At 70.4% G+C, this 21,789-nt stretch carries 22 protein-coding genes; 14 read left to right on the top strand and 8 right to left on the bottom strand.

Going from position 1 to position 21,789, the window contains the following annotated elements; genetic code table 11:
- Window position 1: 1 nt before the first annotated feature.
- A complete protein-coding gene (locus ACTIE5_RS09470; RefSeq protein ID WP_439549452.1) occupies window positions 2-3,076 on the top strand; it encodes a glycosyltransferase in 3,075 nt (1,024 codons plus the stop codon).
- Window positions 3,077-3,121: 45 nt separating this feature from the next.
- Here the strand turns inward: ACTIE5_RS09470 and ACTIE5_RS09465 are convergent, their stop codons facing one another.
- Genes ACTIE5_RS09465 through ACTIE5_RS09455 form a run of 3 tightly spaced genes read right to left on the bottom strand, consistent with a single transcriptional unit; the run spans window position 3,122 to window position 5,366 of the window.
- Window positions 3,122-3,853: an ABC transporter ATP-binding protein gene (locus ACTIE5_RS09465; RefSeq protein WP_439549451.1), complete on the bottom strand. Its 732-nt coding sequence runs from the start codon at window positions 3,851-3,853 to the stop codon at window positions 3,122-3,124.
- A gap of 4 nt (window positions 3,854-3,857) precedes the next feature.
- A complete protein-coding gene (locus tag ACTIE5_RS09460) occupies window positions 3,858-4,700 on the bottom strand; it encodes an ABC transporter permease (protein WP_439549450.1) in 843 nt (280 codons plus the stop codon).
- A gap of 51 nt (window positions 4,701-4,751) precedes the next feature.
- Window positions 4,752-5,366 carry a glycine zipper 2TM domain-containing protein gene (locus tag ACTIE5_RS09455; RefSeq protein WP_439549449.1) on the bottom strand — a complete coding sequence of 205 codons (615 nt, stop codon included), beginning with the start codon at window positions 5,364-5,366 and terminating at the stop codon, window positions 4,752-4,754.
- Between the two features lie 332 nt (window positions 5,367-5,698).
- Here ACTIE5_RS09455 and ACTIE5_RS09450 point away from each other — a divergent pair, with 332 nt between their 5' ends.
- From ACTIE5_RS09450 to ACTIE5_RS09390, 13 genes are all read left to right on the top strand, one after another.
- Window positions 5,699-7,081 (top strand): transglycosylase SLT domain-containing protein, encoded by a 1,383-nt coding sequence (locus tag ACTIE5_RS09450; RefSeq protein ID WP_439549448.1) that lies wholly within the window; start codon window positions 5,699-5,701, stop codon window positions 7,079-7,081.
- 242 nt (window positions 7,082-7,323) lie between these two features.
- Window positions 7,324-7,602 (top strand): hypothetical protein, encoded by a 279-nt coding sequence (locus tag ACTIE5_RS09445; protein ID WP_439549447.1) that lies wholly within the window; start codon window positions 7,324-7,326, stop codon window positions 7,600-7,602.
- A 156-nt stretch (window positions 7,603-7,758) separates the two neighbouring features.
- Complete coding sequence (locus ACTIE5_RS09440; protein WP_439549446.1) at window positions 7,759-9,795, top strand: acetate--CoA ligase family protein; 2,037 nt, start codon at window positions 7,759-7,761, stop codon at window positions 9,793-9,795.
- 2 nt (window positions 9,796-9,797) lie between these two features.
- The gene (locus ACTIE5_RS09435; protein ID WP_439549445.1) at window positions 9,798-10,658 is read left to right on the top strand and encodes a MaoC/PaaZ C-terminal domain-containing protein; all 861 of its coding nucleotides are present in this window, start codon (window positions 9,798-9,800) and stop codon (window positions 10,656-10,658) included.
- Window positions 10,659-10,743: 85 nt separating this feature from the next.
- Window positions 10,744-11,424 carry a 3-oxoacid CoA-transferase subunit A gene (locus tag ACTIE5_RS09430; protein ID WP_439549444.1) on the top strand — a complete coding sequence of 227 codons (681 nt, stop codon included), beginning with the start codon at window positions 10,744-10,746 and terminating at the stop codon, window positions 11,422-11,424.
- 14 nt (window positions 11,425-11,438) lie between these two features.
- Window positions 11,439-12,083 (top strand): 3-oxoacid CoA-transferase subunit B, encoded by a 645-nt coding sequence (locus tag ACTIE5_RS09425; RefSeq protein WP_439549443.1) that lies wholly within the window; start codon window positions 11,439-11,441, stop codon window positions 12,081-12,083.
- Window positions 12,080-12,856: an enoyl-CoA hydratase/isomerase family protein gene (locus ACTIE5_RS09420; RefSeq protein WP_439549442.1), complete on the top strand. Its 777-nt coding sequence runs from the start codon at window positions 12,080-12,082 to the stop codon at window positions 12,854-12,856. Before ACTIE5_RS09425 ends, ACTIE5_RS09420 begins: the two co-directional genes overlap by 4 nt.
- A gap of 68 nt (window positions 12,857-12,924) precedes the next feature.
- Window positions 12,925-13,476: a hypothetical protein gene (locus ACTIE5_RS09415; protein ID WP_439549441.1), complete on the top strand. Its 552-nt coding sequence runs from the start codon at window positions 12,925-12,927 to the stop codon at window positions 13,474-13,476.
- Window positions 13,477-13,479: 3 nt separating this feature from the next.
- Window positions 13,480-14,037: a hypothetical protein gene (locus tag ACTIE5_RS09410; RefSeq protein ID WP_439549440.1), complete on the top strand. Its 558-nt coding sequence runs from the start codon at window positions 13,480-13,482 to the stop codon at window positions 14,035-14,037.
- Window positions 14,034-14,450, top strand: coding sequence for a hypothetical protein (locus ACTIE5_RS09405; protein WP_092954751.1), 417 nt, complete (start codon window positions 14,034-14,036; stop codon window positions 14,448-14,450). Before ACTIE5_RS09410 ends, ACTIE5_RS09405 begins: the two co-directional genes overlap by 4 nt.
- Window positions 14,450-14,917, top strand: coding sequence for a hypothetical protein (locus tag ACTIE5_RS09400; RefSeq protein WP_439549439.1), 468 nt, complete (start codon window positions 14,450-14,452; stop codon window positions 14,915-14,917). Before ACTIE5_RS09405 ends, ACTIE5_RS09400 begins: the two co-directional genes overlap by 1 nt.
- 4 nt (window positions 14,918-14,921) lie before the next feature.
- On the top strand, window positions 14,922-15,344 hold the full coding sequence (locus ACTIE5_RS09395; RefSeq protein WP_092954757.1) for a hypothetical protein: 423 nt from the start codon (window positions 14,922-14,924) through the stop codon (window positions 15,342-15,344).
- Window positions 15,345-15,423: 79 nt separating this feature from the next.
- Complete coding sequence (locus ACTIE5_RS09390) at window positions 15,424-16,824, top strand: amidase family protein (RefSeq protein ID WP_439549438.1); 1,401 nt, start codon at window positions 15,424-15,426, stop codon at window positions 16,822-16,824.
- Between the two features lie 70 nt (window positions 16,825-16,894).
- On the opposite strand, the gene ACTIE5_RS09385 is transcribed toward ACTIE5_RS09390, so the two are convergent.
- From ACTIE5_RS09385 to ACTIE5_RS09365, 5 genes are all read right to left on the bottom strand, one after another.
- On the bottom strand, window positions 16,895-17,806 hold the full coding sequence (locus ACTIE5_RS09385; RefSeq protein ID WP_439549437.1) for an EamA family transporter: 912 nt from the start codon (window positions 17,804-17,806) through the stop codon (window positions 16,895-16,897).
- The gene (locus ACTIE5_RS09380; RefSeq protein WP_439549436.1) at window positions 17,803-18,948 is read right to left on the bottom strand and encodes a mandelate racemase/muconate lactonizing enzyme family protein; all 1,146 of its coding nucleotides are present in this window, start codon (window positions 18,946-18,948) and stop codon (window positions 17,803-17,805) included. Before ACTIE5_RS09380 ends, ACTIE5_RS09385 begins: the two co-directional genes overlap by 4 nt.
- Entirely contained in the window at window positions 18,945-19,919 is a 975-nt protein-coding gene (locus ACTIE5_RS09375; protein ID WP_439549435.1) for a Bug family tripartite tricarboxylate transporter substrate binding protein, read from the bottom strand. Before ACTIE5_RS09375 ends, ACTIE5_RS09380 begins: the two co-directional genes overlap by 4 nt.
- A gap of 86 nt (window positions 19,920-20,005) precedes the next feature.
- Window positions 20,006-21,421: an amidohydrolase family protein gene (locus ACTIE5_RS09370; RefSeq protein ID WP_439549434.1), complete on the bottom strand. Its 1,416-nt coding sequence runs from the start codon at window positions 21,419-21,421 to the stop codon at window positions 20,006-20,008.
- A 20-nt stretch (window positions 21,422-21,441) separates the two neighbouring features.
- Window positions 21,442-21,783, bottom strand: coding sequence for a hypothetical protein (locus ACTIE5_RS09365; RefSeq protein ID WP_439549433.1), 342 nt, complete (start codon window positions 21,781-21,783; stop codon window positions 21,442-21,444).
- Window positions 21,784-21,789: the final 6 nt, after the last annotated feature.

Below are 21,789 nucleotides of genomic sequence, written 5' to 3'. Positions count from 1 at the left end.
CATGGCCATGCCGGCACCGATGCGCGAACCCGGCGGCCGGCACGTGCTGCTGCTGGAATTCGACCTCTACCACCGCGTCGGCGGCGGCCAGTCCACCTACCGGCGCATCATCACCGGCCGCCCGCAGGACACCTTCTATTACTTCGCCCGCCGCGAACCCGCCGATGCGCCGCGCCCGGGCAACGCGATCGCCATCCCCTATGCCCGCGCCTGGCAGGTGCGGCCCGAGATGGGGGCCCGTGGCGGCCATCTGCTCAGCCAGTATGTCGAATGCCGCAACCTCGCGGCCTCCGTCGCCGCCCATGCCGGACGCCAGCATTTCGACGTGGCCGATGGCCCGGACTACAGCCAGCACACGCTGTTCATCCGCCAGGCCCTGGCGGCGGAGGGCATCGAACTCGATACCGTCGCCGTCGCGCTGCACGGCACGCTCTCCAGCGCCTTCGCGGCGGGCTGGCCGGGTGCTGCGGGCGGCGATGCCTTCATGGAGGAACTGCGGCAGCGGGAGGAATTGCAGTTCCGCGCCGCCGATGCCCGCTATGCCATCAGCGAATCCTACGCCGCCGAATGGCAGGACATCGCCGACCTGCCGGTCAACATCCTCGACCCGCTCTGCATCGTCGATCCCTTCACCCCGGTCGCGGCGCCCAAGGGGACGGCGCCGGAGTTGCTCTTCGTCGGGCGGCGGGAGAAGTGGAAGGGCCCCGACATCTTCCTCGACCTCGCCTGGTGCATCGATCCCGCCGCCTATGGGTCGCTGCACGTGGTGGGGCCTGATGGGCCGAACCGGCAGGGCGTGGGATCGGCGGAAACGCTGGCCGGCATCGCCCGGCGCCGCGCGCTGAAGCCGACCATCACGGATGGCCTGCCGCCGGCCGAACTCCGCACGCTGTTCCGCGGCCGCACGGTGCTGATGCTGCCCTCCCGCCACGACACCTTCAACCTGACGGCGCTCGAAGCGCTCGGCCAGGGCTGCGTCGTCATGGCCTCCGACCGCTCCGGCTATGCCCATTGGCTGCATCGGCGCCTGCCGGAACTCGACTGGTCCACCATCTCCCTCGATTGCAGCCGCACCACGGCCAGCCAGGTGGAGGCCGTGCTGCGGGACTATGACCGCCATCGCGGCCTGGTGCTGTCGGCGCTGTCCCGCGCCGCGCCGCGGGCGGACCGCGCGAGCCTCGGCCGCATCTGGACCCCGGGCGCCACGATGGATGGGGAGGCGCGGCAGACCGTCGTGGACCTCGCCGCCCGCTTCGCCATGCTGGCCGATCTGCGCGAACCCTCGCTGCCCCGCCGCGCCATGCTGCGGACGCTGGAAACCGGCCTGTCCACCGCCACCACGATGGCCGCCCGTGTGCCCGGCCCGCTGCGCAAGCCGGCCCTGAAGGCCGCCCGCGGCGCGGCCGGTCTCTGGCGCCTCCGCCACCGCGCCAGCATGGGCGAACTGACCAAGGAACGCATCAAGACGAGGATGCGGGAGCTGACGGGCGTGTCCCCCCGCACCCTGCAGCAGATCGTCGGCGCCAGCTCCCTCCCCCGCTTCCGCCGCAGCATGTTCACGCTGCCGGAGGCGACGCCGGAGGACATCAAGGCCAAGATCGCGGAGTTGTCGCGGGAGATTCCGTGGCGCCTGGTGGATCGCGTCCGCCTGTTCCGCGAACTCGCCAGCCTGGAACGCCGCCAGGGCAACGACCTGATCGCCGCCACCTACATGCTGCGCATCATCCGCTGGCTGGGGGAGGACCGCACGGGCGACCTGCCCTTTGTCACCGCCACCCTGGCCGCCAACGGCTTCAAGCATGAAGCGGCCACGGCGCACGCCATGTTCGGCCTGCCGATGGCGGAACGCGATGCCGCCTGTGCCGCGCTGATGAAGGATGCCTTCGACCGCAACCGCGCCAAGGCCCGCCAGCCGCTCGCCATCCTCGACGATCCGCGCAGGCCCGGCCATGCCGCGCGCGTCGCCGTCATCGTCTCGCTCTACAATGCCTCCGACAAGCTGCCGACGCTGCTCGACAACCTCGCGCAGCAATCCCTGGCGCGGGCGGGCGGGCTTGAGATCATCCTGGTGGACAGCAATTCGCCCAAGGATGAAGGCGCGGCGCTCCGCCGCTGGCAGGCCTCCCGCCGTTCCGCCATCCCGATCGTCTATGCCCGGTCAGCGGGGCGGGAGACGATCCAGGCCGCCTGGAACCGCGGCATCCACCTGGCGCGCGCCCCCTACCTCTCCTTCCTCGGCGCCGATGAGGGCCTGCACCCGGAGGCGCTGACGAAGCTCGCCGCGGCGCTGGACCGCGATCCCGGCGTCGATTGGGCGATGGCCGACAGCGTCGTCACCTCGGTCGATGAGAAGGGCGTCTTCGACGCCGACGTCATGCCCTATGACCGCACGGGCTACAGCCAGGACCTGGTGTACCTGGAGACCTGCTACCTCAGCTGGGTCGGCGGCCTCTATCGCCGGTCCATCCACGAACGCTTCGGCTTCTACGACGAGACCTACCGCGCCGCCGGCGACACGGAATTCAAGAACCGCGTCATGCCGCATATCCGATCCGTCCACGTGCCGGAGATGCTCGGCGTCTTCAACAACTACCCGGAGGAGCGCACCACCCAGCACCCGCGGGCGGAGATCGAGGATCTGCGCGCCTGGTACCTGTGGCGTACGCCGGCCGGCATGGACTACGCCTTCGCCCATCGCCCGGTGGAACAGGCGATCGCGCTGCTGCGGGCCAGCTTCTCCTACCGCAAATCCTATTGCGGCCATCTCAGCACCGATTTCGAACTGGCTGAATCGCTGGCGCTGCACCTGATGAAGCGCGGCCACGCCCCCGCCTTCACCCGCGGCGCGCTGGAAGCGGCGCGGGAAGCGCTGGCGGAAATCCGTTCGGTGGAATTGCTGCCGGACGGGATCATGGGCCGCGCCGGCATGACGCTGCACACCAGCCGCGCCGTCCGCCGCCTCCGCCGCCAGATGCCGGCCCTTCACCAGGCGGCGCTGACCCTGGCGAACCCGCCCTGGTACGAGATCTTCAATGACAACCGCTACGAACAGCATTGGTACAGCTGGAGCGGCTGAGGGGCGCGGCTGCCGGCGAAAGGGGGTGCGGGGCCTGAGCCAGCCTTACGCCCCCATCGCCGCCAGGATCTCCTCCGCCGGCCCATCGGCGATGATCACGCCGCCCTCCATCCGGATGGCCCGCGTGCACCAGCGGCGCACCACGCTGAAATCATGCGTGGCGATCACCAGGATGTCGGCGCCGCCCACCAGCCGCGCCAGCCTTTCCTCCGCCTTCGCCATGAAGGCGGCGTCGCCGGCCAGGAACCACTCATCCATCAGCAGCACCTGCGGCTGCATGGCGGTGGCCAGCGCGAAGGCCAGCCGCACGCCCATGCCGGCGGAATAGGTGCGGATCGGCACGTCGAAGAAGTCGCCGATGCCGGAGAAGGCCGATACCTCCTCCACCAGCGCCGCGCATTCGGTATCCGACAGGCCGCGATAGAGGCCGCGGAGCATCACGTTCTCCCGCCCCGTCGATTCCGGGTCCATCCCAGCGGCGACATCGATCAGCGCGCCGATCTGGCCATCCACCAGCAGCCGCCCCGCGACGGGTTCATAGACACCGGCCAGCGTGCGCAGCAGCGTCGTCTTGCCCGCGCCATTGGGCCCGACCAGCGCCACGCGCTCCCCGGTCGTGATGCGGAAATCGAGGTTGCGCAGCGCCGTCACGACGACGCGGTTGGACTCGTCCGTGTGCAGCCGCGCGCCACCCAGCAGCCGCTTCTTCAGCGACCGCGCGCCCAGGTGGTAGAAGGGGAAGTCCAGGCAAAGCCCCGAAGCCTCGATCGCTGCCATCGCCTCAGACCCAGAATGCCACGCGGCCGCGGAAGCGGACGAAGAAGGCGGCCGCGATCACCACCAGCAGCACCGTGTAGATGACCGCCGCCACCCAGGCGATCAGCGGCCCACCGCCTTCGACCAGCGGCCCGCGCACCGTCTCCAGCACCGCGTAGAAGGGATTGAGGGGCATCAGCGCCTCCCAATGCCCCAGCAACCGCGGCTTCCACAGGATGGGCGTCAGGAAGAAGGCCAGCTGCATCACGCTGGCCACGATCGGGCCGATGTCGCGGAACCGCGCGCAGATCATGCCGAGCAGCAGGGCGGCGGCGAAGGCATTGATGCCGATCAGGATGAAGCCCGGGATGGCCAGCAGCGCCTCCGGCCCCGGCAGGTGCCCGCAGGCCAGGAACACCACGCCGATCAGGGGCAGGTTGTGCGCCGCCACCAGGCCGTTGCGCATGACGCAGCGCAGCGCATGGACGGTGTAGGGCAGGGGCATCTGCCGGATGATGCCCTCGGACGAGGTCAGGCTGGTCGTCGCCTCGTTCACCATCTGGGCGATGGCGTTCCAGATCACCAGGCTGACCGCGAGGTGCGGCAGGTATTCCGCGAGCGACATCTTGAACAGCGCGGCGTAGAGCAGCCCGAGGCCGAGCAGCATCGCCGCGGTGGACAGCGTCAGCCAGAAGGGGCCGAGGACGGAGCCGCGGTAGCGGTTCCGCAGGTCGAGCCACGCCAGCGCGCTGGCCAGGCGCCACCGGCTGAAGCCCAGGGTGACGTCGGCGATCGCCCGGCGCAGGTGCTGCGGGTCCGCCGCATCGACGATATAGGCCGGCGACGTCGCCGCGGTTCGGTCGAGCATGGCCGCCTCATAGCCCGCCCGGCAGGGGCGGGCCAGAGGAACCGCCGCGGGCTACTTGGTCAGCGGGCCCGGTTGCATGGCCCCGGGCTGGGAGGTCATCGGCGGCACCGGCCCGCCGGCGGCGCGGGACAGGCGCACGCGGTCGCCGCGGGTGATCACCACGCGGTCGCCGGCCTGAAGCCCTTCCTCATTCGTCTGCACCACGGCGATGTCGCCGCCCCGGTCCTGGCGGACGATGAATTCCACCGCCTGGCCCTGCGTCACGCCCCGCTCGATCGCCGTGCCGGCCAGGCCGCCCAGGATGGCGCCGCCGACGCCGGCGATGGCGTTGGACCGCCAGTCGCCGCCGATGAAGCTGCCGGCCAGGCCGCCGGCCACCGCGCCGCCCACGGTGCCGATGCCGGACTGGCTGCCGGCGACGTTCACCGGCCTGGTGCCGACGATGGTGCCGTAGTTCACATGGGCGGCACCGCCGAGCGCACCGGCGGAATAGGTCGTGCCCGTATTGGCCGGCGCGCAGGCCGGCACCGCGGCCAGCAGCGCAAGCGCGGCGGCGGCGGGGATCAGGCGGTGGTTCAGGCGCATCGTGATGCCCTTCGTGGTGGGTCGTCGCCAGGGCGACGTGGTCTTGATGAGCCGTCGCCAGGGGCGACGGGGTCGCTGCACAGGTAGCGCATCCCGGGCCGGAATGCCCGCCCCGGATGATTGCGCGCTGTTTCAACCGGGACCATGGCCGTAACACGGCGATGCCTGCCATGATCTCGTCCTTGCTTACCCCTACCGGGCTGCGGTAGGCGTTGCCCTCGCCGTTTTTTTCGGCGTTCCTTCACGAAACCCGTGCCACATGGCCCAAGGCCACGCCGGTACGGGATGGCTTGAACGAACGGGACGGGTATCGGGGGTTGGCCTGGGCCGGGTTGCATCGCGGGGGCGGTGCGCCATGGCCGGGGGGGCAGGCCTCGGACACTCCGGTTCCGTCAACGGACGGAGAGCATGGCATGGTCGGGTTCAGCGCTGCGGGCTTGGTTCGCCCGTTGGCCGCGTGCCTGCTGGTCGGGGCGCTGGCCGCCTGCGGCCAGTCCCCGCAGCAGCCTGTGACGCATGCGGCCTCGGCCTCCGGCGAATGGGTGCGCCCTACCTCCTACGACCCGCCCGGCCCCGCCAGCGACCCCTGGGGCCCCTACATCCAGGCGGCTTCCCGCCGCTTCGACGTGCCGGAACGCTGGATCCGGGAGGTGATGCGCCAGGAATCCGCCGGCCGAGTCGCCGCCACCTCCCGCGTCGGCGCCATGGGGCTGATGCAGGTCATGCCCGGAACCTATCGCGAATTGCAGGCCCGCTACGGCCTCGGCCCGGATCCCTACCACCCCTGGGACAATCTGATGGCCGGCACCGCCTATGTGCGGGAGATGTACCAGCTGTATGGCGCGCCCGCCTTCCTGGCCGCCTACAATGCCGGCCCGCGCCGTCTTGAGGACTACCTCTGGGGCGGCCGCGGCCTGCCGAACGAGACGCGGAACTACGTCGCGCGAGTCGGGCCGCGCATCGCCGGCATCCACCCGAACCGCCGCGCGGCGCCGGAAGTCTACGCCGCCGCCGAGATCCCGTTCGACATCCCGGTCGGTCCCCGCCGGGGCGATGCCGCCACCATGCTGGCGCTGCGCGAACAGCGCCGCGCGGTGGACCCTGGCATCCAGGTTGCGACGCTGCCCGCCGGCCCGGTGGTGCGGATGGACCCGATCCCGGATGGCAGCACCACCGTCGCTTCCGCCTTCAGCCCGCCGGCCGCACCCGCCCGCACGCAGGTTGCCTCCGCTTCCGGCTTCGCCCCCGTTGGCGTCTCCCCCGCTGGCAGCGTCGTCGCGATGGCCCCCATCGCCAGCCCCGGCGACTTCCAGACGCGCATGGAGCCGATCGAGAGCCCCGGCGACCGCGTGACGCGGATGGACCCCGTGGCCAGCGCCGGAGACCCCGGGGTTGCCCCGATCCGCACCGAGTCGCTGGCCCCGCCGCCTGCCTCCCGCGCCCTGGCCGCCGCGCCTGTGCCCGCCACGCGTGGCTTCTCCCTCATCCCGCAGGCCCATGCCGGCACGCTGCCGGCGGTGCCGCGCCAGGTCGCTGCCGCCCCGGCCGGGGGTGGCGCCTGGGGCATCCAGGTCGGGGCCTTCGCGTCCGAGAACCTGGCCCGCGCCGCCGCCGGCCAGGCGCGGGACCAAGTGGGCGCCAGCGGCACCCGCGCCCTGGTGGAGCCCTCCGCCCAGGGGCGCAGCACGCTCTTCCGCGCCCGCGTCGTCGGCCTGTCCAGTCGCGGCGCCGCCGAACAGGCCTGCGAGAGGCTGCGTGGCCGCGGCGCCTGCATGATCGTCGCGCCCGGGGTTTGAGGCCGGGGGGCGTCTGAACCCGCACCCATCCCCTTCCGATCAGGATCGCGGCCCGCCCCCCCCGGGGCGGGCCGCCTTCGTTATGGCGCGGCATCACCGGGGCGGGTCTGTGACGGTGCGGAATGCACGTATAGATTGTATGATCCCGGGCTCGATCACGAATCAAAAGTCAAAAAAGCGCGACCATTCACCCATTAGACAGTGGAATGATTCGTTGTGATGTTCATAATGGACACATGGCGATGGAAGCACCCTCACGGCAGGCCACCCCCGGCCTCCTTGGCCTCCGTCCTCCGGCCGATCTGGCGGAGGCCCCGGTGGCGCGCGCGCCGGTCCCCCCGGCATCCCGGCCCAAGCCTGCACCCCAGGCCGCCGAACGTCCGGCCTATCCGGTCATCTCCTCCGGCTGGGACAGCGAGGATCAGGAAAGCCGCGGCAAGACCAGCGACCTGATGACGGCCGTCAAGGCGCTGGCCGTTCTCAGCCTGTTCATCGTCGCGGTCGCGCTGCTGATCCGCTGACCCCCCCCGCTGGCCCCCCTGCGCTGACCCCGGCCGGGCCCTCGCGCCCGGGTGGTCTTGTCCCCGCCGCACCGCTCCCCCACCCTGCCGCCGACTGGCTCAGGGGAGGCCCAACTGTCCTTCAAGGATCTCGACCGGCTGCTGAGGCCGAAGGCCGTGGCCGTGATCGGCGCGTCGGACGATCCGGTGCGAATCGGCGGTCGCCCCATCGCCTACATGAAGGCGCGCGGCTTCGCCGGGCCGCTGATGCCGGTGAATCCCAACCGTGCGACCGTTCAGGGCCTCCAGGCCTGGCCCTCCATCGCCGACCTGCCCACCACGCCCGACGCCGCCATCGTCGCCATCCCCGGTGAGGGTGCGATCCAGGCGGTGGAGGACCTCGGCGCCCGGGGCTGCGGCGCCGCCATCGTCTTCACGGCCGGCTTCGCGGAGGTAGGGGAGGAAGGCGCCGCGATGCAGGCCCGCCTGGTCGCCGCCGCCCGCCGCCACGGGATGCGCCTGGTCGGCCCCAACTGCCTCGGCCTGTTCAACGCGGCGCTCGGCTACTACCCGATTTTCTCTGCGAGCTTCGAGGGCGGCTGGCCGCTGCCCGGCGCGGTCGGCATCGCCTCCCAATCCGGCGCTTATGGCAGCCATCTGTTCGCGGCCGCGCGGGACCGCGGCATCGGCACCCCCGTTCTCGTCACCACGGGCAATGAGGCCGACACCAATTTGGCCGACATCATCGGCTGGATGGCGGAAAGCGAGGAAGTGGCCGTGATCGCCGCCTATGCCGAGGGCATCAAGGACGGCCCCCGCTTCATCGCGGCGCTGGAAGCCGCCCGCGCCGCGCGCAAGCCGGTGGTGATGATGAAGGTCGGCCGCAGCGCGCTCGGCCAGGCTGCCGCGCAATCCCACACCGCCTCCATCGCCGGCGATGACCGGGTGATGGACGCGATCCTGGCGGAATACGGCGTCCACCGCGCCCGCACGACCGAGGAATTGCTGGACGTCTGCTATGTCGCGCAGAAGCGCATCTACCCCGTGGGCAACACGCTCGGCGTCGTCACCATCTCCGGCGGCGCGGGGGTGCTGATGTCGGATGCCGCCGAGGCCGCGGGGCTGCCGATGCCGCCCATGCCCGAGGTCGCGCAGGCTGCGCTGAAGAAGCTGGTCCCCTTCGCCTCCCCGCTCAATCCCGTGGACTGCACCGCGCAGGCCTTCAACGACATGAGCGTGATCGGCAGCTTCGCCGAGAGCATGGTGACCGATGGCGGCTACAGCAGCGTCATCGCCTTCTTCACGGCCTGGGGCGGCACGCCCTCCATGGCGCCGCGCCTGCGCGCCGAACTCAAGAAGGTGCTGGACCGCCACCCCGACCGCCTCTTCGTCCTCTCCATCCTGGCCAGCACGGAGCGTGTCCGGGAATGGGAAGCCGACGGCTTCCTCTGCATCGAGGATCCGTCCCGCGCCGTGGTGGCACTCGCCGCCATGGGCCGCTTCGGCGACGTTTTTTCATCGGTTGTCCCACCAGCGGAACCCGTACCCACCGTCGCTTTGCCCGATGCAGCGCCGAACGAGGCCGAAGCCAAGCGCATCCTGGCCGAGGCGGGCGTGCCCATGGTGCCCGAATCCGCCTGCGCCACGCTGGACGAAGCCCTCGCCGCCGGCCGACGCATCGGCTTCCCCGTGGTCGCGAAAATCCTCTCCCCCGACATCCTCCACAAGAGCGAGATCGGCGGCGTCATCCTGAACATCGCCGACGACGCCGCGCTCCGCGACGCCCACGCCACCCTTCTGTCCCGCGCCGCCGAACGCGCGCCGGGCGCCCGCATCGATGGCGTGCTGGTGGCGAAGCAGGTCATGGGCGGGGTGGAGATGGCGCTCGGCGTGGTGCGCGATCCCGTCTTCGGCCCCGTCGCCATGGTGGGCCTGGGCGGCGTCTTCATCGAAGTGTTCAAGGACGTCGCCTTCGCCCGCTGCCCGGTCGATCCCGTCCGCGCGGAGGCGATGATTCGCTCCCTGAAAGGTTTTCCTCTGTTGGACGGCGCGCGAGGCCGCCCCAAGGCGGATGTGGCGGCACTGACGAACGCCCTCGTCGCCCTCTCCCGCTTCGCCGCCGGCGCCGGCCCGCGCCTTCTCTCCGCGGAGGTGAACCCCCTTCTCGTCACCCCGGACGGCGCCTTCGCCGCCGACGCCGTCATCGAGGTCTGACCATGCCCATCGTCGCCGAAACCCTGCTCAACTTCCCGATCCCCGAAATCCGCCAGGTGCTGCGCTGGCAGGACACCGCGCTCTACGCCCTCTCGCTCGGCGCCGGGCAGGACCCGATGGATGAGGCCGATCTCCGCTTCGTCACGGAAGGCGCGGCCATGCAGGCGCTTCCCACCATCCCCGTCGTGCTGGGCTATCCCGGCTTCTGGCTGGCCGATCCCGCGACGGGGGTGGATGCCGTCCGCCTGGTGGCGGGGGAGCAATCCGTCGAACTCCACGCGCCGCTGCCCGTGGAAGGCGAGATCATCGGCCGGTCCCGCGTCACCGGCCTGGTCGATCGCGGCGCCGGCAAGGGCGCGCTGCTCTATGTCTCCCGCGACGTGATCGATGCCGCGACGGGCCGGACGCTGGCCACGGTGGACCAGACCATCTTCCTGCGCGGCGATGGCGGCTTCGGCGGCCCCACCGGCCCCGTGAAGAAGCCCGCCCCGGAAGCCGAGGGCCCGCCCGCGATCACGCTGGACCTGCCGACGCGCCCCGAAATGGCGCTGCTCTATCGCCTGAACGGCGACCACAACCCGCTGCACAGCAGCCCGGGCCTGGCGGCCAAGGCCGGCTTCCCCCGCCCCATCCTGCACGGCCTCGGCACCTTCGGCGTCGTCGGCCGCGCTTTGCTCCGCGCGGTCTGCGGCGGCGATCCCGCCCGCTTCGGCCGGATGGAATGCCGCTTCTCCTCCCCCGTCTTCCCGGGCGAGACCATCCGCACGGAAATCTGGCCCGACGCCACCGGTGCCGCCTTCCGTGGCCGCGTCATGGAGCGCGATGTCGTGGTCATCTCCAACGGGCGATTGACCCTCCGTTGATCGTCTGGACGCCGCTTGCCCAAGCGGCTACCGAGACGCACCCCCGCAGGGGGGCGACCAGGTGGTGGAGGCTGCGGCAGCGCGCATGATCAACAAGATCGTCCAATCCATCGCGGAGGCGCTGTCCGGCATCAAGGACGGCTCGACCGTCCTGATGGGTGGCTTCGGCGCCGTCGGCCAGCCCGACGAACTCATCGAGGGCCTGATCGAGCAGGGTGCCAAGGACCTCACCGTCGTCGCCAACAATGCCGGCGCGGGCCGCGTTGGCCTGGCGAAGCTGATGGAGATGGGCCGCGTCCGGAAGATCATCTGCTCCTTCCCCCGCTCCGCCGGGTCCACGGTGTTCGAGGAACTCTACCGCACCGGCAAGCTGGAACTGGAGATCGTCCCCCAGGGCACGCTGGCCGAACGCATGCGCGCCGCGGGCGCCGGCATCCCCGCCTTCTTCACGCCGACGGCCGCCGGCACGAAGCTCGCCCAGGGCAAGGAAGCCCGCGACTTCAACGGCCGCCCGCACATCCTGGAACTCGCCTTGCCCGGCGATGTCGCACTCGTGGAGGCCTGGGAGGCCGATCGCTGGGGCAACCTCACCTACCGCGAGGGTGGCCGGAACTTCAATCCGGTCATGGCCATGGCCGCGACGCTGACCGTCGCCCAGACGCACCACATCCGCGAACTCGGCGACATTGCGCCGGACAACGTCCACACCCCCGGCATCTATGTGCAGCGCGTCGTGCAAGTGGCGCGCGGCGCGCCCTGGAACTGAAGGGAGCAACGGCCATGTCCAGCTTCACCCGCCAGCAGATGGCCGCCCGCGTGGCCGACGACATCCCCGAGGGCTGGTTCGTCAACCTCGGCATCGGCATCCCGACCATGGTCGCGGATTACGTGCCGATGGACCGCGAGGTCATCCTGCACTCCGAAAACGGCATCCTCGGCATGGGTCCCGCGCCGGCGCCGGACAAGGTGAATGCCTGGCTGGTGAATGCCGGCAAGCAGCCCGTCACGCTGCGTCCCGGCGGCAGCTTCTTCCACCACGCCGACAGCTTCGGGATGATCCGCGGCGGCCATATCGACCTCTGCGTCCTCGGCGCCTTCGAGGTCGCGGAGAATGGCGACATCGCGAATTGGGCGACCAGCGAGAATGACAGTGCCCCCGCCGTCGGCGGCGCGATGGACTTGGCCGCGGGCGCCAAGCGCCTCTGGGTCGTGATGGACCACACGACGAAGGATGGCCGCCCCAAGCTGGTCGAGACCTGCGGCTACCCGCTGACCGCGCATGGCGCCGTGCAGCGCATCTACACCAACCTGGCCGTGGTGGACGTCGTGCGCGGCCGCGGCTTCGTGGTGCGGGAGATCGTGCCGGGGATGTCGCTCGCCGACCTGCAGGCGAAGACCGGCGCCGTGTTGCACACCGACTCATGAGCGACGCCCCGGTTTGCCGCGTCACGGAGCAGCGCGACGGCGCCGTCCTGACGCTGACGCTGGACTACCCCGCCCGCCGCAACGCGCTGAATGTCGCGCTGCGCGAACAGCTATTCACCATCCTCGAAGCGGCCCAAGGCGATGACGGCATCCGCGCCATCGTCCTGACGGGCGAGGGCGGCAATTTCTGCTCCGGCGGCGACATCTCCGGCATGGATGTGCGCGACGCCGAGCAGGGGCGCGAACGCATGCGCCGCACCCACCGCATGGTGCGCCTGATGATCGGCGGCCGCATCCCGCTGGTAGCAGCGGTGGAGGGGTGGTGCGTCGGCGCCGGCCTGTCCATGGCCTGCGCCTGCGACACCATCGTGGCGGCCGAGGATGCGCGCTTCGCCGCCGGCTTCGGCCGCGTCGGCCTGATGGCCGACCTCGGCCTGCCCTGGACCCTGCCCAACCGCATCGGTCCCGCGAAGGCCAGGCAGATGCTGCTCTACCCCGACCAGATCGCGGGGCCGGAGGCCGAGCGCATCGGCCTGGTGGACCGCATCGTACCGAAGGGCACGGCGCTGACGAAGGCACGGGAACTCGCTTCCTTCCTCGCGCAGCAGGCGCCGCTCCCCATCGCACTCACGAAACGCATGCTGGCGGAGGGCCTGGACGCCGCGCTGGAGCGCGAGCGCGACTGGCAGACCATGTGCTTCCTCAGCGCCGACCACGCGGAGGGCCGCAGCGCCTTCATGGAAAAGCGCGCGCCGGTGTTCGGCAGGAAGTAGTCCGAACTCAACTTGACCGTGCAATATTGCCTGATTTAGAGTCGATAAAGCAATAAGTCGGGTGTCTAATGTTTCCTCGGTCCTGCCGAATACTGCTTGCCTCGCCTCTGATCCTCACCCTAGCCGCCTGCCAGGATCCCGATTGGGCCAACCGGGCCGCGCTCCAGATCGGCGCGCCCCGCGCCGAGGCCGCCGCCATCCGGCAACGACAGACTGCCCGCTTCGACGGCGTCCCTGAAACCCGGCTGCTCGTCGAAGCGACGCAGGTTCTCCAGGACCTCGGCTTCACGATCGAGGAGAGCGCGGCGCGCCACGGCGTGCTCGCGGGCGCCAAGGACCGCGACGCGGTGGAAACGCCGCAGGTGGTTGGCCAGGTGGCGCTAACGGTTGCCTTGCTGGTTCTTGGCGTCCGCTACGATCCCATCTGGGATACCGACCAGATCATCCGCGCGACCCTCACGACCCAACCGATGGGCCAGCGTGATGCGATACTGCGCGTGTCCTTCGAACGCATCGTCACGAACAACAAGGGCGGGACGCGCGTGGAACAACTGACGGAGGCCGAATTCTCCACCGGCTTCTTCGACCGGGTCCGAGCTGGCCTGGCAAGGCAGGCCTGACGCATGAACCGCATCCTTCCTGCCCTCGGCCTCGTCGCCCTTCTCGCGGCCTGCGCGCCACCCCAGACGCAATTCATCGCAAGCCAGCGCAGCGCCGTCGAGTTGCGCGCGATGCAGGCCCGCGTGGTGCCTGCCGACGCCGATGCGGCGATGCGCGCCGTCATCGCCACGCTGCACGACCTTGGCTACCGCATCACGCGGGTGGAGCCTGAGGCGCTGACCGTCTCCGCCACGCGCCAGACAGCGCTGCGCATGGCCGTCATCGTGCAGCAGCGCGAACAGGGGACTAGCACCGTCCGCGCCAATGCCTCGATCGTGGACGCCTTCCGCGAAGCGCAGGTCGACAGCCCCGATTTCTATCGCCGCAACTTCTTCGAACCCCTGGAAGCCACGCTCGGCCGCACCCTGGCCGCCTTGCCGCCCGCGGATGCCTCGCCCGAAGCGCCACGCCCCGTCGCGGAACTGAACACGTTGCGGGAAAGGCAGGCCGCCGCTGGCCGTGCCGCGACGCCTGTCACCACCTCCGCCGCGACCCCCACCGCAGGAACACCCGCCCGATGACGCGCTTCAGGCTCCAGGCCGCGCTGCTGCTGTCCTTCCTGGCGGCCGCCTGCACGCCAGCCAGCGAACACGCGCGTGAAGTCGCCTCCCGCGATTCGCGGGACCGCCTGACGCTCGGCACCGTCCAGCGCGAGATCCGGGAGGGGATGAGCGGCGCCGAAGTCGCCGCCGCCCTCGGCGCCCCCAACATGGTCACGAGCGACGAGCGCCGGCGCGAGACCTGGGTCTATGACCGTATCGCGACCGAGCAGGTCTATTCGAACTCCTCCGGCGGGGTGAACGCGCTGTTCCTGGCCGGCGTATCCGGGCGGTCCGGCGCCAGCCAGACAACGCAGCGCAGCCTGACCGTGATCATCCGCTTCTCGGAAGGCGGGACCGTGAGGGACTTCACCTACCGCTCATCCTCCTTCTGATGCGGCGTCGCCAGGTCGTCCGGTGCCTTCTCGTCACTCCTTTCGTGATGCTGGCGGGGTGCACGCCGCCGACCGGCGAGCAGCAGGCCAGCGCCTTCACCCCCACGGCTTCCGCCGTGGCGACGCGCGCCCGCCAGTCGCGTCGCTTCGACACGCTCGACCAGCGCCTGATGATCCAGGCCTCGCTCGGTGCCCTCCAGGACCTCGGCTTCACCATCGAGGAAAGCCAAAGCGAGGCCGGCATCATCGTCGGTTCCAAGATCGCGGGCGGGCGTATCCGCGCGCAGGTCTCCGTGCGTCCCGTCCCGGGGCAGTCATCCTCGGTCGTGCGCGTCACCTTCCAGCGCATCGTGCCGCGCCCCGGCGCCATGCTGGCGCTGGGGGAGACGCTGGACGATCCGTTGCTATACCAGGGCTTCTTCGAACGCATCGCCCAGTCCGCCTTCCTTACCGCGCATGAGATCTAGCCCGATGCCCCGTCTCCCGCGGTTCGCCCTGGCCGCCTGCCTGCCGCTGCTGGCCGCCTGCCAGACGGACAGCCGCCAGCATGTCCTCGCCACCACGAACAGCCAGCTTGCCCAGCGCGCCATCTCCACCCGCGCCTTCGATACCGAGGATCGCACTGCCGTCTTTCGCGGCGTCCTGTCCGCGCTGCAGGACCTCGGCTTCGTCGTGGATCGGGCCGACCCTGTCCTCGGCACCGTCTCCGCCACCCGCTTCGGCAATGGCGTGGTGCGCTTCACCGTCACGGTGCGGGCCGGCAATGGCCCACGCAGCATCGTCCGCGCCTCCGGCCAGTTGAACCAGCACGAATTGTCGGACCCCGCGCCGTTCCAGCGCTTCTTCGAAGCCCTGTCCCAGGCGCTTTTCCTCCAGGCCAACCAGATCGACTGACGCGGGTTTCTGCGGCGCCGGCTATGGCCGGCAGCGGGAGGGCGGCCATAATGGGGCGCAGCCCGCGGAGACCGACCCCATGACCCAGTTCTGGCGCCTTCCCGCCACCGAGATCGCCGCCCTTATCCGCGCCCGCCAGGCCAGCGCTACGGAGGTCGCGAAGGACGCCCTCGCGCGCCTCGATGCCGCGAACCCCGCCATCAACGCGGTGGTGGACCACCGGCCGGATGACGTGCTGGCCCAGGCCGCCGCCATCGATGCCGCCTTCGCCCGCGGGGATGACCCTGGCCCCATGGCGGGCGTGCCCGTCACCATCAAGGTCAACGTCGACCAGCAGGGCTATGCCACCACCAACGGGCTGCGCATCCAGAAGGACCTGGTGGCGAAGCAGGACAACCCGGTCGTCGCCAATTTCCGCCGTGCGGGCGCCGTGCTGCTCGGCCGCACCAATACCCCCGCCTTCAGCCTCCGCTGGTTCTGCCGCAACTCCCTGCACGGCCACACGAAGAACCCGCGCGATCCCTCCATCACCCCCGGCGGATCGTCGGGCGGCGCGGCGGCGGCGACGGCGGCGGGCATCGGCGCGGTGGGGCATGGCACGGATATCGGCGGGTCCATCCGCTACCCCGCCTATGCCTGCGGCATCCATGGCCTGCGCCCGACGCTCGGCCGCGTGCCGGCCTGGAACGCCAGCGGCGCCGAACGCCATGTCGGCGGGCAGCTCATGGCCGTGTCCGGCCCCATCGCCCGCACCATCGCCGACCTCCGCCTGTCCTATGCCGCGATGAGCGCGCGGGACATCCGCGACCCCTGGTGGGTGGACGCCCCCGCCACCGGCCCCGCCGCGCCCAGGCGCGCCGCGCTCTGCATCCGGCCGGAAGGCATGCCCACCTCGCCCGAGGTCGAGGCCGCGCTGCGTGACGCCGCGAAACGCCTGGAAGCCGCCGGCTGGACAGTCGAGGAAGTGGATGCGCCCCCGCTGCGCGAACCCGCCTCCATCCAGGCCATGCTGTGGCTGGCCGAAAGCCGCCGCGGCGCCAACAAGGCCTACGCCGACGAAGCCGATCCCGATGCCAACTTCGTCTATGCGCAGATGGAAGCGCTCTGCCCCACGCCCGACCTCAACGCCTTCATGGACGGGCTGCAGAAGCGCGCCCATTTCGTGCGCCTCTGGATGAATTTCTTCGAGACCTACCCGGTGGCGATCACGCCCGTCTCCGCCGAACTCCCCTTCCGCGACCAGTCGGATGTGGAATCACACGAGGATTTCCGCCGCATCATGGAAGCGCAGCTGACGCAGGTCGGCCTGCCGCTGATGGGGCTGCCGGGGCTGGTCGTCACCACCGGGCTGGTCGGGCGCGTGCCCGTCGGCGTGCAGCTGCTGGCGGGGCGCTACCGGGAAGACCTGCTGTTCACGGCAGCGGAGGCGATCGAGGCCGGGGGCATTCCCGCGTCGCCGATTGATCCGGTGCGCGGGTGATTCATGGGGAAGGCTTTGCCTTCCCCACACCCCATCCACCAGGGGGGAGACCCCCCTGGACCATCATCAATCAGCGCCCCAGCAGCACCAGCACGACGCCGGACACGACGATCAGCGCGCCCACCACATCGGCGCGCTTCGCCTTTTCCCTGAGGTAGAAACGGGAGAAGGCGAGGGTGAACAATATCTCCACCTGCCCCACCGCCCGCACCATCGCGACCGGCGCCAAGGCGAAGGCGGAAAACCAGCAGGCCGAGCCCAGCGCCGACAGAGTCCCCACCTGCGCGGAGATCCGCCAGGACCGGAACACCGCCACGAACTGCGCGGGCTCACGCCACGCCAGGTAGCCGCCCTGCATTACCGTCTGCATCGCATTCGTCATCGCCAGGATCAGCAGGGCCTTGAAGATCAGGTCATCCCCCGGCATCGCCTGGTTGGCCATCTTGATCAGCACGCCGGTGAAGCCGAAGCAGAACCCCGCGCCGATCCCGCACAAGGCCGCCGGCTGCGTCACGCCGCGCAGCAACTCCACCGGCGTCGTCCCGCGCCCGGCCAGCGACAGATACAGCACGCCACCCACGCCGACGCAGATGCCCGCCCAGGACAGCAGCGACAGATGCTCCCCCAGCAGGATCGTGGCGACCACCGCGGTCTGCATCGCCTCCGTCTTGGAATAGGCGGTGCCCACGGCGAAGTTGCGATAGCCGAACGCCATGATGAGCAGATTGGTGCCGAGGATCTGGAGAAACCCCGCCAGCGCGCAAAGCCCGAGCACCAGCAACCCGATCGCCGGCAGCGAATACCCCATCGCCAGCCCATACCCCGTGGCCAGCGCCACGCCGAGCGGCACGCCATAGAGATACCGCACCACCCCCGCCGCATTGACCGACAGCTGGTCCCGCAGCCGCTGCTGCATCGCCGTCCGCCAGCACTGGAACAGCGCGGCGGAGACGCTGAAGGCGATCCACCCCGGCAGGATCATCCGAGCCTCGGATCCAGCCAGGGCCGGTCCATCCGCTTCCATTCCGGCAGCGTGGTGGGCGCGAGCGTCACGCCGAGCCCCGGCGCCTGGGATAGCCTGGCCGTGCCCCGGTCGAAGCGCAGATCGGCGCCCTCGACCAGTTCGAAAAAGGCCTCCGTCTCCCCGAACTGGACCTCCAGCATGAGGAAATTGGGGATGGTGGCGCAGAGATGGACGGAATGCGCGTGGCACACCGGCCCGGTCGGGTTGTGTGGCGCCATCTCGATCCCGGCCGTCTGCGCCAGCGCGCCGATGCGGCGGATCTCCTCGATGCCGCCGGCATGTTTCGCATCGGGCATCAGCACATCGTAGCAGCCGGCCTCGATCAGCGGCCGGTAGGAAGCGAGCCCCGACAGCGTCTCCGCCCCCGCCAGCCGCATCCCCCGCTCATTCGCCATGCCGCGGATGCGCGCGATCTCCCGGTGGTTCGCCTCCGCCAGCGGGCATTCCAGCCAGAACAGGTTGAAGGGAGAAACGTCCCGCACCAGCGCCGCGGCACCGCCGGCGGAGAAGCGCCAATGCGCATCCACCATCACCTCGACACCAGGTCCCACCGCCTCCCGCACCGCCGCGATGCGCGCCAGCCCTTCCGCATAGGCGGCGCGGTTGGCGGGCGTGTGCCCGTCCTCCCACACCATCGGATCGAAGGGCGCCAGCTTCACCGCGCCGAAGCCCTGCGCCACCGCCCGCATCGCGGCCTGCGCGAAGCCCGCCGGGGTGCGCGGATTGGTGCCGCGGTTGATGTTGGCATAGAGCGTCACGGGATCATGCAGCGCGCCACCCAGCCAGGCATGGATGGGCTGCCCCGCGCGCTGCGCCGCCAGGTCGCACAGCGCCTGGTCGAAGGCGGACAGCGCGGTCGCCGCCACCAGCCCGCCCGGGATATGCGGCAGGTAGCGCGCGATGCGGTTGCGCGCCCGGGCATCGCTGCCGCGCAGATTGGCATCGAGCCGCGCCACCTCCGCCGCCACCAGCGGTTCCTGGTTGGCCAGGGTGCATTCGCCCAGGCCCACCAGCCCGTCCTGCGTCGTCACCTCGACGAAGCACCAATTCGTCTTGGGCGTGACGCTGATGCCGCGGAAGGCGATGCGGTCGATGATCATCCGTCGATCCTGATATTGGCGCGCTGCGCCAGGTCCTTCCACTTGGCGATGTCCGCGCGCACGCGCGCCGCCAGCACATCCGGCGTGCTGGTCACGATGCTGCCGCCCAGCAGCTTGATGCGGTCCACCACCTCCGGCAGTTGGCCGATCCGCCGCAACTCCGGCAGCAGCCGCTGCACGATGGCGTCCGGCAGACCGGGCGGCCCGAACAGCCCGTTCCAGGCAATCGTCTCGAACCCCCGGAGGCCGCTTTCGTGCAGCGTTGGCACATCCGGCGCATCCGGCCAGCGCTCCAGGCTCGTCACCGCCAGCATCCGCAATTCGCCGCGGCGGATGAAGGGCATGACGTTGACCATGTTGGCGATCAGGAAGGGGGCATCCCCCGCCACCGCCGCCTGCGCCATGCCCGCGGCGCCGCGGAAGGGCACATGCACCAGGTCCGTATCCGTCATCGCCTTGAACAGCTCCGCCGAGAAATGGGCGGAGGACCCGGCGCCGGCCGTCGCGTAGTTGAAATGGCCACGCGGCTGGCTGCGGATCAGCGTCAGCAGCTCCGCCAGGTTCGATACCGGCAGCACCTTCGGATTCACCGCCAGCACATTCGGCCCCGTCACCAGCAGGGAGATCGGCACGAAGCTGGTTTCCAGATTGTAGGGCAGGTCCCGGTACAGTGCCGCGTTGATGCCGTTGGACCCCGCATTGCCCAGCAGCAGCGTGGTGCCGTCGCCGGGGCTGCGGAAGGCATGCTCCACCCCGATCCGCCCGCCGGCACCGGCGCGGTTGTCCACCGGCACTGCCTGGCCGAGCGCCTGTTCCAGGTGGTTGGCGAAGATGCGGGCGGTGCTGTCATTTCCCCCGCCCGGCGCATCCGGCACCACGATGCGCATGGGCCGGGTCGGCCACCCCTGCGCCAGGGACGGCGCGGCGAGCAGGGTGAAGGCGCTGGCAAGCAGGGCGCGGCGTTGCGGCATGGGTGTTGACCTCCCGGTGGCGTTTCCGGGGAGGATCATCACCCAGCCTGTCGCGCGCGGCCAGCGCGCCGCGCGCGGGGCAGATGCTACCGCTTCACCTTGCCCCAGCCCGGATCCTCGACCGTCATGTGCCGCAGGCCGGACCGCTCCAGCATCGCATCGGCCTCACGCCACGCCGCCGTCGCGATTTCCGTCGCATCCAGGTGTGGCGTCACGCGGTCCCGCATCAGCACCTGGCCGTCCACCACCACATCCATCACGTCATGGCCGTTGGCGAAATAGACCACGCGTGCCACCGGCATGTTGGCCGGCACCATGTGCGGCCCGGTCAGGTCCACGGTGATGACATCCGCCTTCTTGCCGACCTCCAGGCTGCCGATCTCCGCATCCAGGCCCATGCCCTTCGCGGCATCGATCGTCACCATCTCCAGCGCCTTGCCGGGCGGGATCATCGTCTCGTCCCGGAAGTGGCGCTGGTGGTAGCGGATGCACTGGAACATGTGGCGGAACATGTCGCCGCTGCGGTCGGGCGCTGTGGCATCGCTGCCGATCATCACCGTCACCCCATCCTGCATCATGCGCGGCGCCGGGCAGTAGCCCCGCACGGCGGCGATGGCGGAGGGGTTGTGCACCACGGATGCGCCGGTCCTCACCAGCGTCTCGATATCCGCATCCGTCAGATCGGTGCAGTGGCTGTGCCAGCTGTCGGGGCCCATCAGCCCGAACATCCGGTCCGCCATCTCGATGCTGCCCTGGCGATGCCCGTCCTGGTGGAACCAGGCGCCGTGCTTCTTGCCTATATCGCGCACCAGGCGCCCCTGGCGCTCGATCTCCTTGACCTTCGCGGGATCGTGCTTCGCCTCGCGGTACACGGGCATCAGCGTCGCCAGCTTGACGCGCCCCTTGTCGTGCCAGGCTTCCAGCGCGGCCGTGATGGTCTCCAGCTGCTGTTCGAAGCTCACCGGACGCTCCACCCCATCCGGCCCGACATAGGGGCGCGGGAAGGGCGGCCGCGTCGGCCCCACCACCAGGATGCTGCGGATGCCGACGGCTTCCGTGGCCGTCGCATGGGCATCGGCGAAGGCCGGGTCATCGACGCGCCCGATGCTGTCGCCACCGCCGAGCAGCGAGACGCCCGTGGTCACGCCGAAGCGCAGCCTCTCATGCGCCGCCAGCATCGCCTCCGCCTTCCAGAAGGAAGGGGGGGAGGCGAGGGTGTAGATGATCCGGCACGCCTCCGACCAGGCGGCGCCGTCATTGTTGCCCATGGTCTTCACGAGCCCATGCCCCGCATGGGCATGGCCGTCGATGAGGCCCGGCAGGATCGCGCGGCCCTTGGCCTCGATCACCGTGGTCGCGTTGGGATGCGCCGCGACGACCTCGGCCGTCGGCCCGACAGCGACGATGCGGCCATCCTTGATGGCGACGGCGCCGTCATCGATGACGCGGCGCGTCGTGTCCATGGTGATGACGACACCGCCGCGGATGAGAAGATCGGTCATGGAGTCTCCTGGTCAGTCAGTCAGTCATTCGTTGATCGCGCTTCGTCGTCGAGCCGCAGCCCGCCCCGCCATATCGCCCGCGGCATCCGATGCGCGTGAGCCTTCAGCCATCGCCGCCGCGCCACCGTCATCCACAGCCAGAAGAACGGGATCAGCGGAGGCATGTCGCCGCCGAAGTGGAGCCACTGGCGCCGTCCCCAGAAGAAGCCTTCCGTGCCGTGCATGTCGGCCCGGCGATGGATCGCCCAGACGCCGCTCCACGGCCAGCCCTCCTTGAACAGGTACCAGGCGGGATCGACGGGATGGCGTCGGAACACGCGCAGCACGTTCGGCAGCAGCAGCAGATCGTCCAGCGCCTTCATGGCAGG

The organism is Falsiroseomonas sp. (genome assembly GCF_051859025.1).
GTDB lineage: Bacteria > Pseudomonadota > Alphaproteobacteria > Acetobacterales > Acetobacteraceae > Falsiroseomonas.
This window is presented reverse-complemented; position numbering and strand designations above follow the sequence as displayed.

Bases quoted from the DNA above. Each gene is read 5' to 3' on its own strand.
- ACTIE5_RS09405 (WP_092954751.1), top strand. From the start codon at position 14,034: ATGACGCGCTTCAGGCTCCAGGCCGCGCTGCTGCTGTCCTTCCTGGCG.
- ACTIE5_RS09415 (WP_439549441.1), top strand. From the start codon at position 12,925: ATGTTTCCTCGGTCCTGCCGAATACTGCTTGCCTCGCCTCTGATCCTC.
- ACTIE5_RS09380 (WP_439549436.1), bottom strand. From the start codon at position 18,948: ATGATCATCGACCGCATCGCCTTCCGCGGCATCAGCGTCACGCCCAAG.
- ACTIE5_RS09365 (WP_439549433.1), bottom strand. From the start codon at position 21,783: ATGAAGGCGCTGGACGATCTGCTGCTGCTGCCGAACGTGCTGCGCGTG.
- ACTIE5_RS09390 (WP_439549438.1), top strand. From the start codon at position 15,424: ATGACCCAGTTCTGGCGCCTTCCCGCCACCGAGATCGCCGCCCTTATC.
- ACTIE5_RS09400 (WP_439549439.1), top strand. From the start codon at position 14,450: ATGCGGCGTCGCCAGGTCGTCCGGTGCCTTCTCGTCACTCCTTTCGTG.
- ACTIE5_RS09470 (WP_439549452.1), top strand. From the start codon at position 2: ATGGCCATGCCGGCACCGATGCGCGAACCCGGCGGCCGGCACGTGCTG.
- ACTIE5_RS09385 (WP_439549437.1), bottom strand. From the start codon at position 17,806: ATGATCCTGCCGGGGTGGATCGCCTTCAGCGTCTCCGCCGCGCTGTTC.
- ACTIE5_RS09370 (WP_439549434.1), bottom strand. From the start codon at position 21,421: ATGACCGATCTTCTCATCCGCGGCGGTGTCGTCATCACCATGGACACG.
- ACTIE5_RS09445 (WP_439549447.1), top strand. From the start codon at position 7,324: ATGGAAGCACCCTCACGGCAGGCCACCCCCGGCCTCCTTGGCCTCCGT.
- ACTIE5_RS09430 (WP_439549444.1), top strand. From the start codon at position 10,744: ATGATCAACAAGATCGTCCAATCCATCGCGGAGGCGCTGTCCGGCATC.
- ACTIE5_RS09420 (WP_439549442.1), top strand. From the start codon at position 12,080: ATGAGCGACGCCCCGGTTTGCCGCGTCACGGAGCAGCGCGACGGCGCC.
- ACTIE5_RS09460 (WP_439549450.1), bottom strand. From the start codon at position 4,700: ATGCTCGACCGAACCGCGGCGACGTCGCCGGCCTATATCGTCGATGCG.
- ACTIE5_RS09395 (WP_092954757.1), top strand. From the start codon at position 14,922: ATGCCCCGTCTCCCGCGGTTCGCCCTGGCCGCCTGCCTGCCGCTGCTG.
- ACTIE5_RS09435 (WP_439549445.1), top strand. From the start codon at position 9,798: ATGCCCATCGTCGCCGAAACCCTGCTCAACTTCCCGATCCCCGAAATC.
- ACTIE5_RS09410 (WP_439549440.1), top strand. From the start codon at position 13,480: ATGAACCGCATCCTTCCTGCCCTCGGCCTCGTCGCCCTTCTCGCGGCC.
- ACTIE5_RS09465 (WP_439549451.1), bottom strand. From the start codon at position 3,853: ATGGCAGCGATCGAGGCTTCGGGGCTTTGCCTGGACTTCCCCTTCTAC.
- ACTIE5_RS09425 (WP_439549443.1), top strand. From the start codon at position 11,439: ATGTCCAGCTTCACCCGCCAGCAGATGGCCGCCCGCGTGGCCGACGAC.
- ACTIE5_RS09450 (WP_439549448.1), top strand. From the start codon at position 5,699: ATGGTCGGGTTCAGCGCTGCGGGCTTGGTTCGCCCGTTGGCCGCGTGC.
- ACTIE5_RS09375 (WP_439549435.1), bottom strand. From the start codon at position 19,919: ATGCCGCAACGCCGCGCCCTGCTTGCCAGCGCCTTCACCCTGCTCGCC.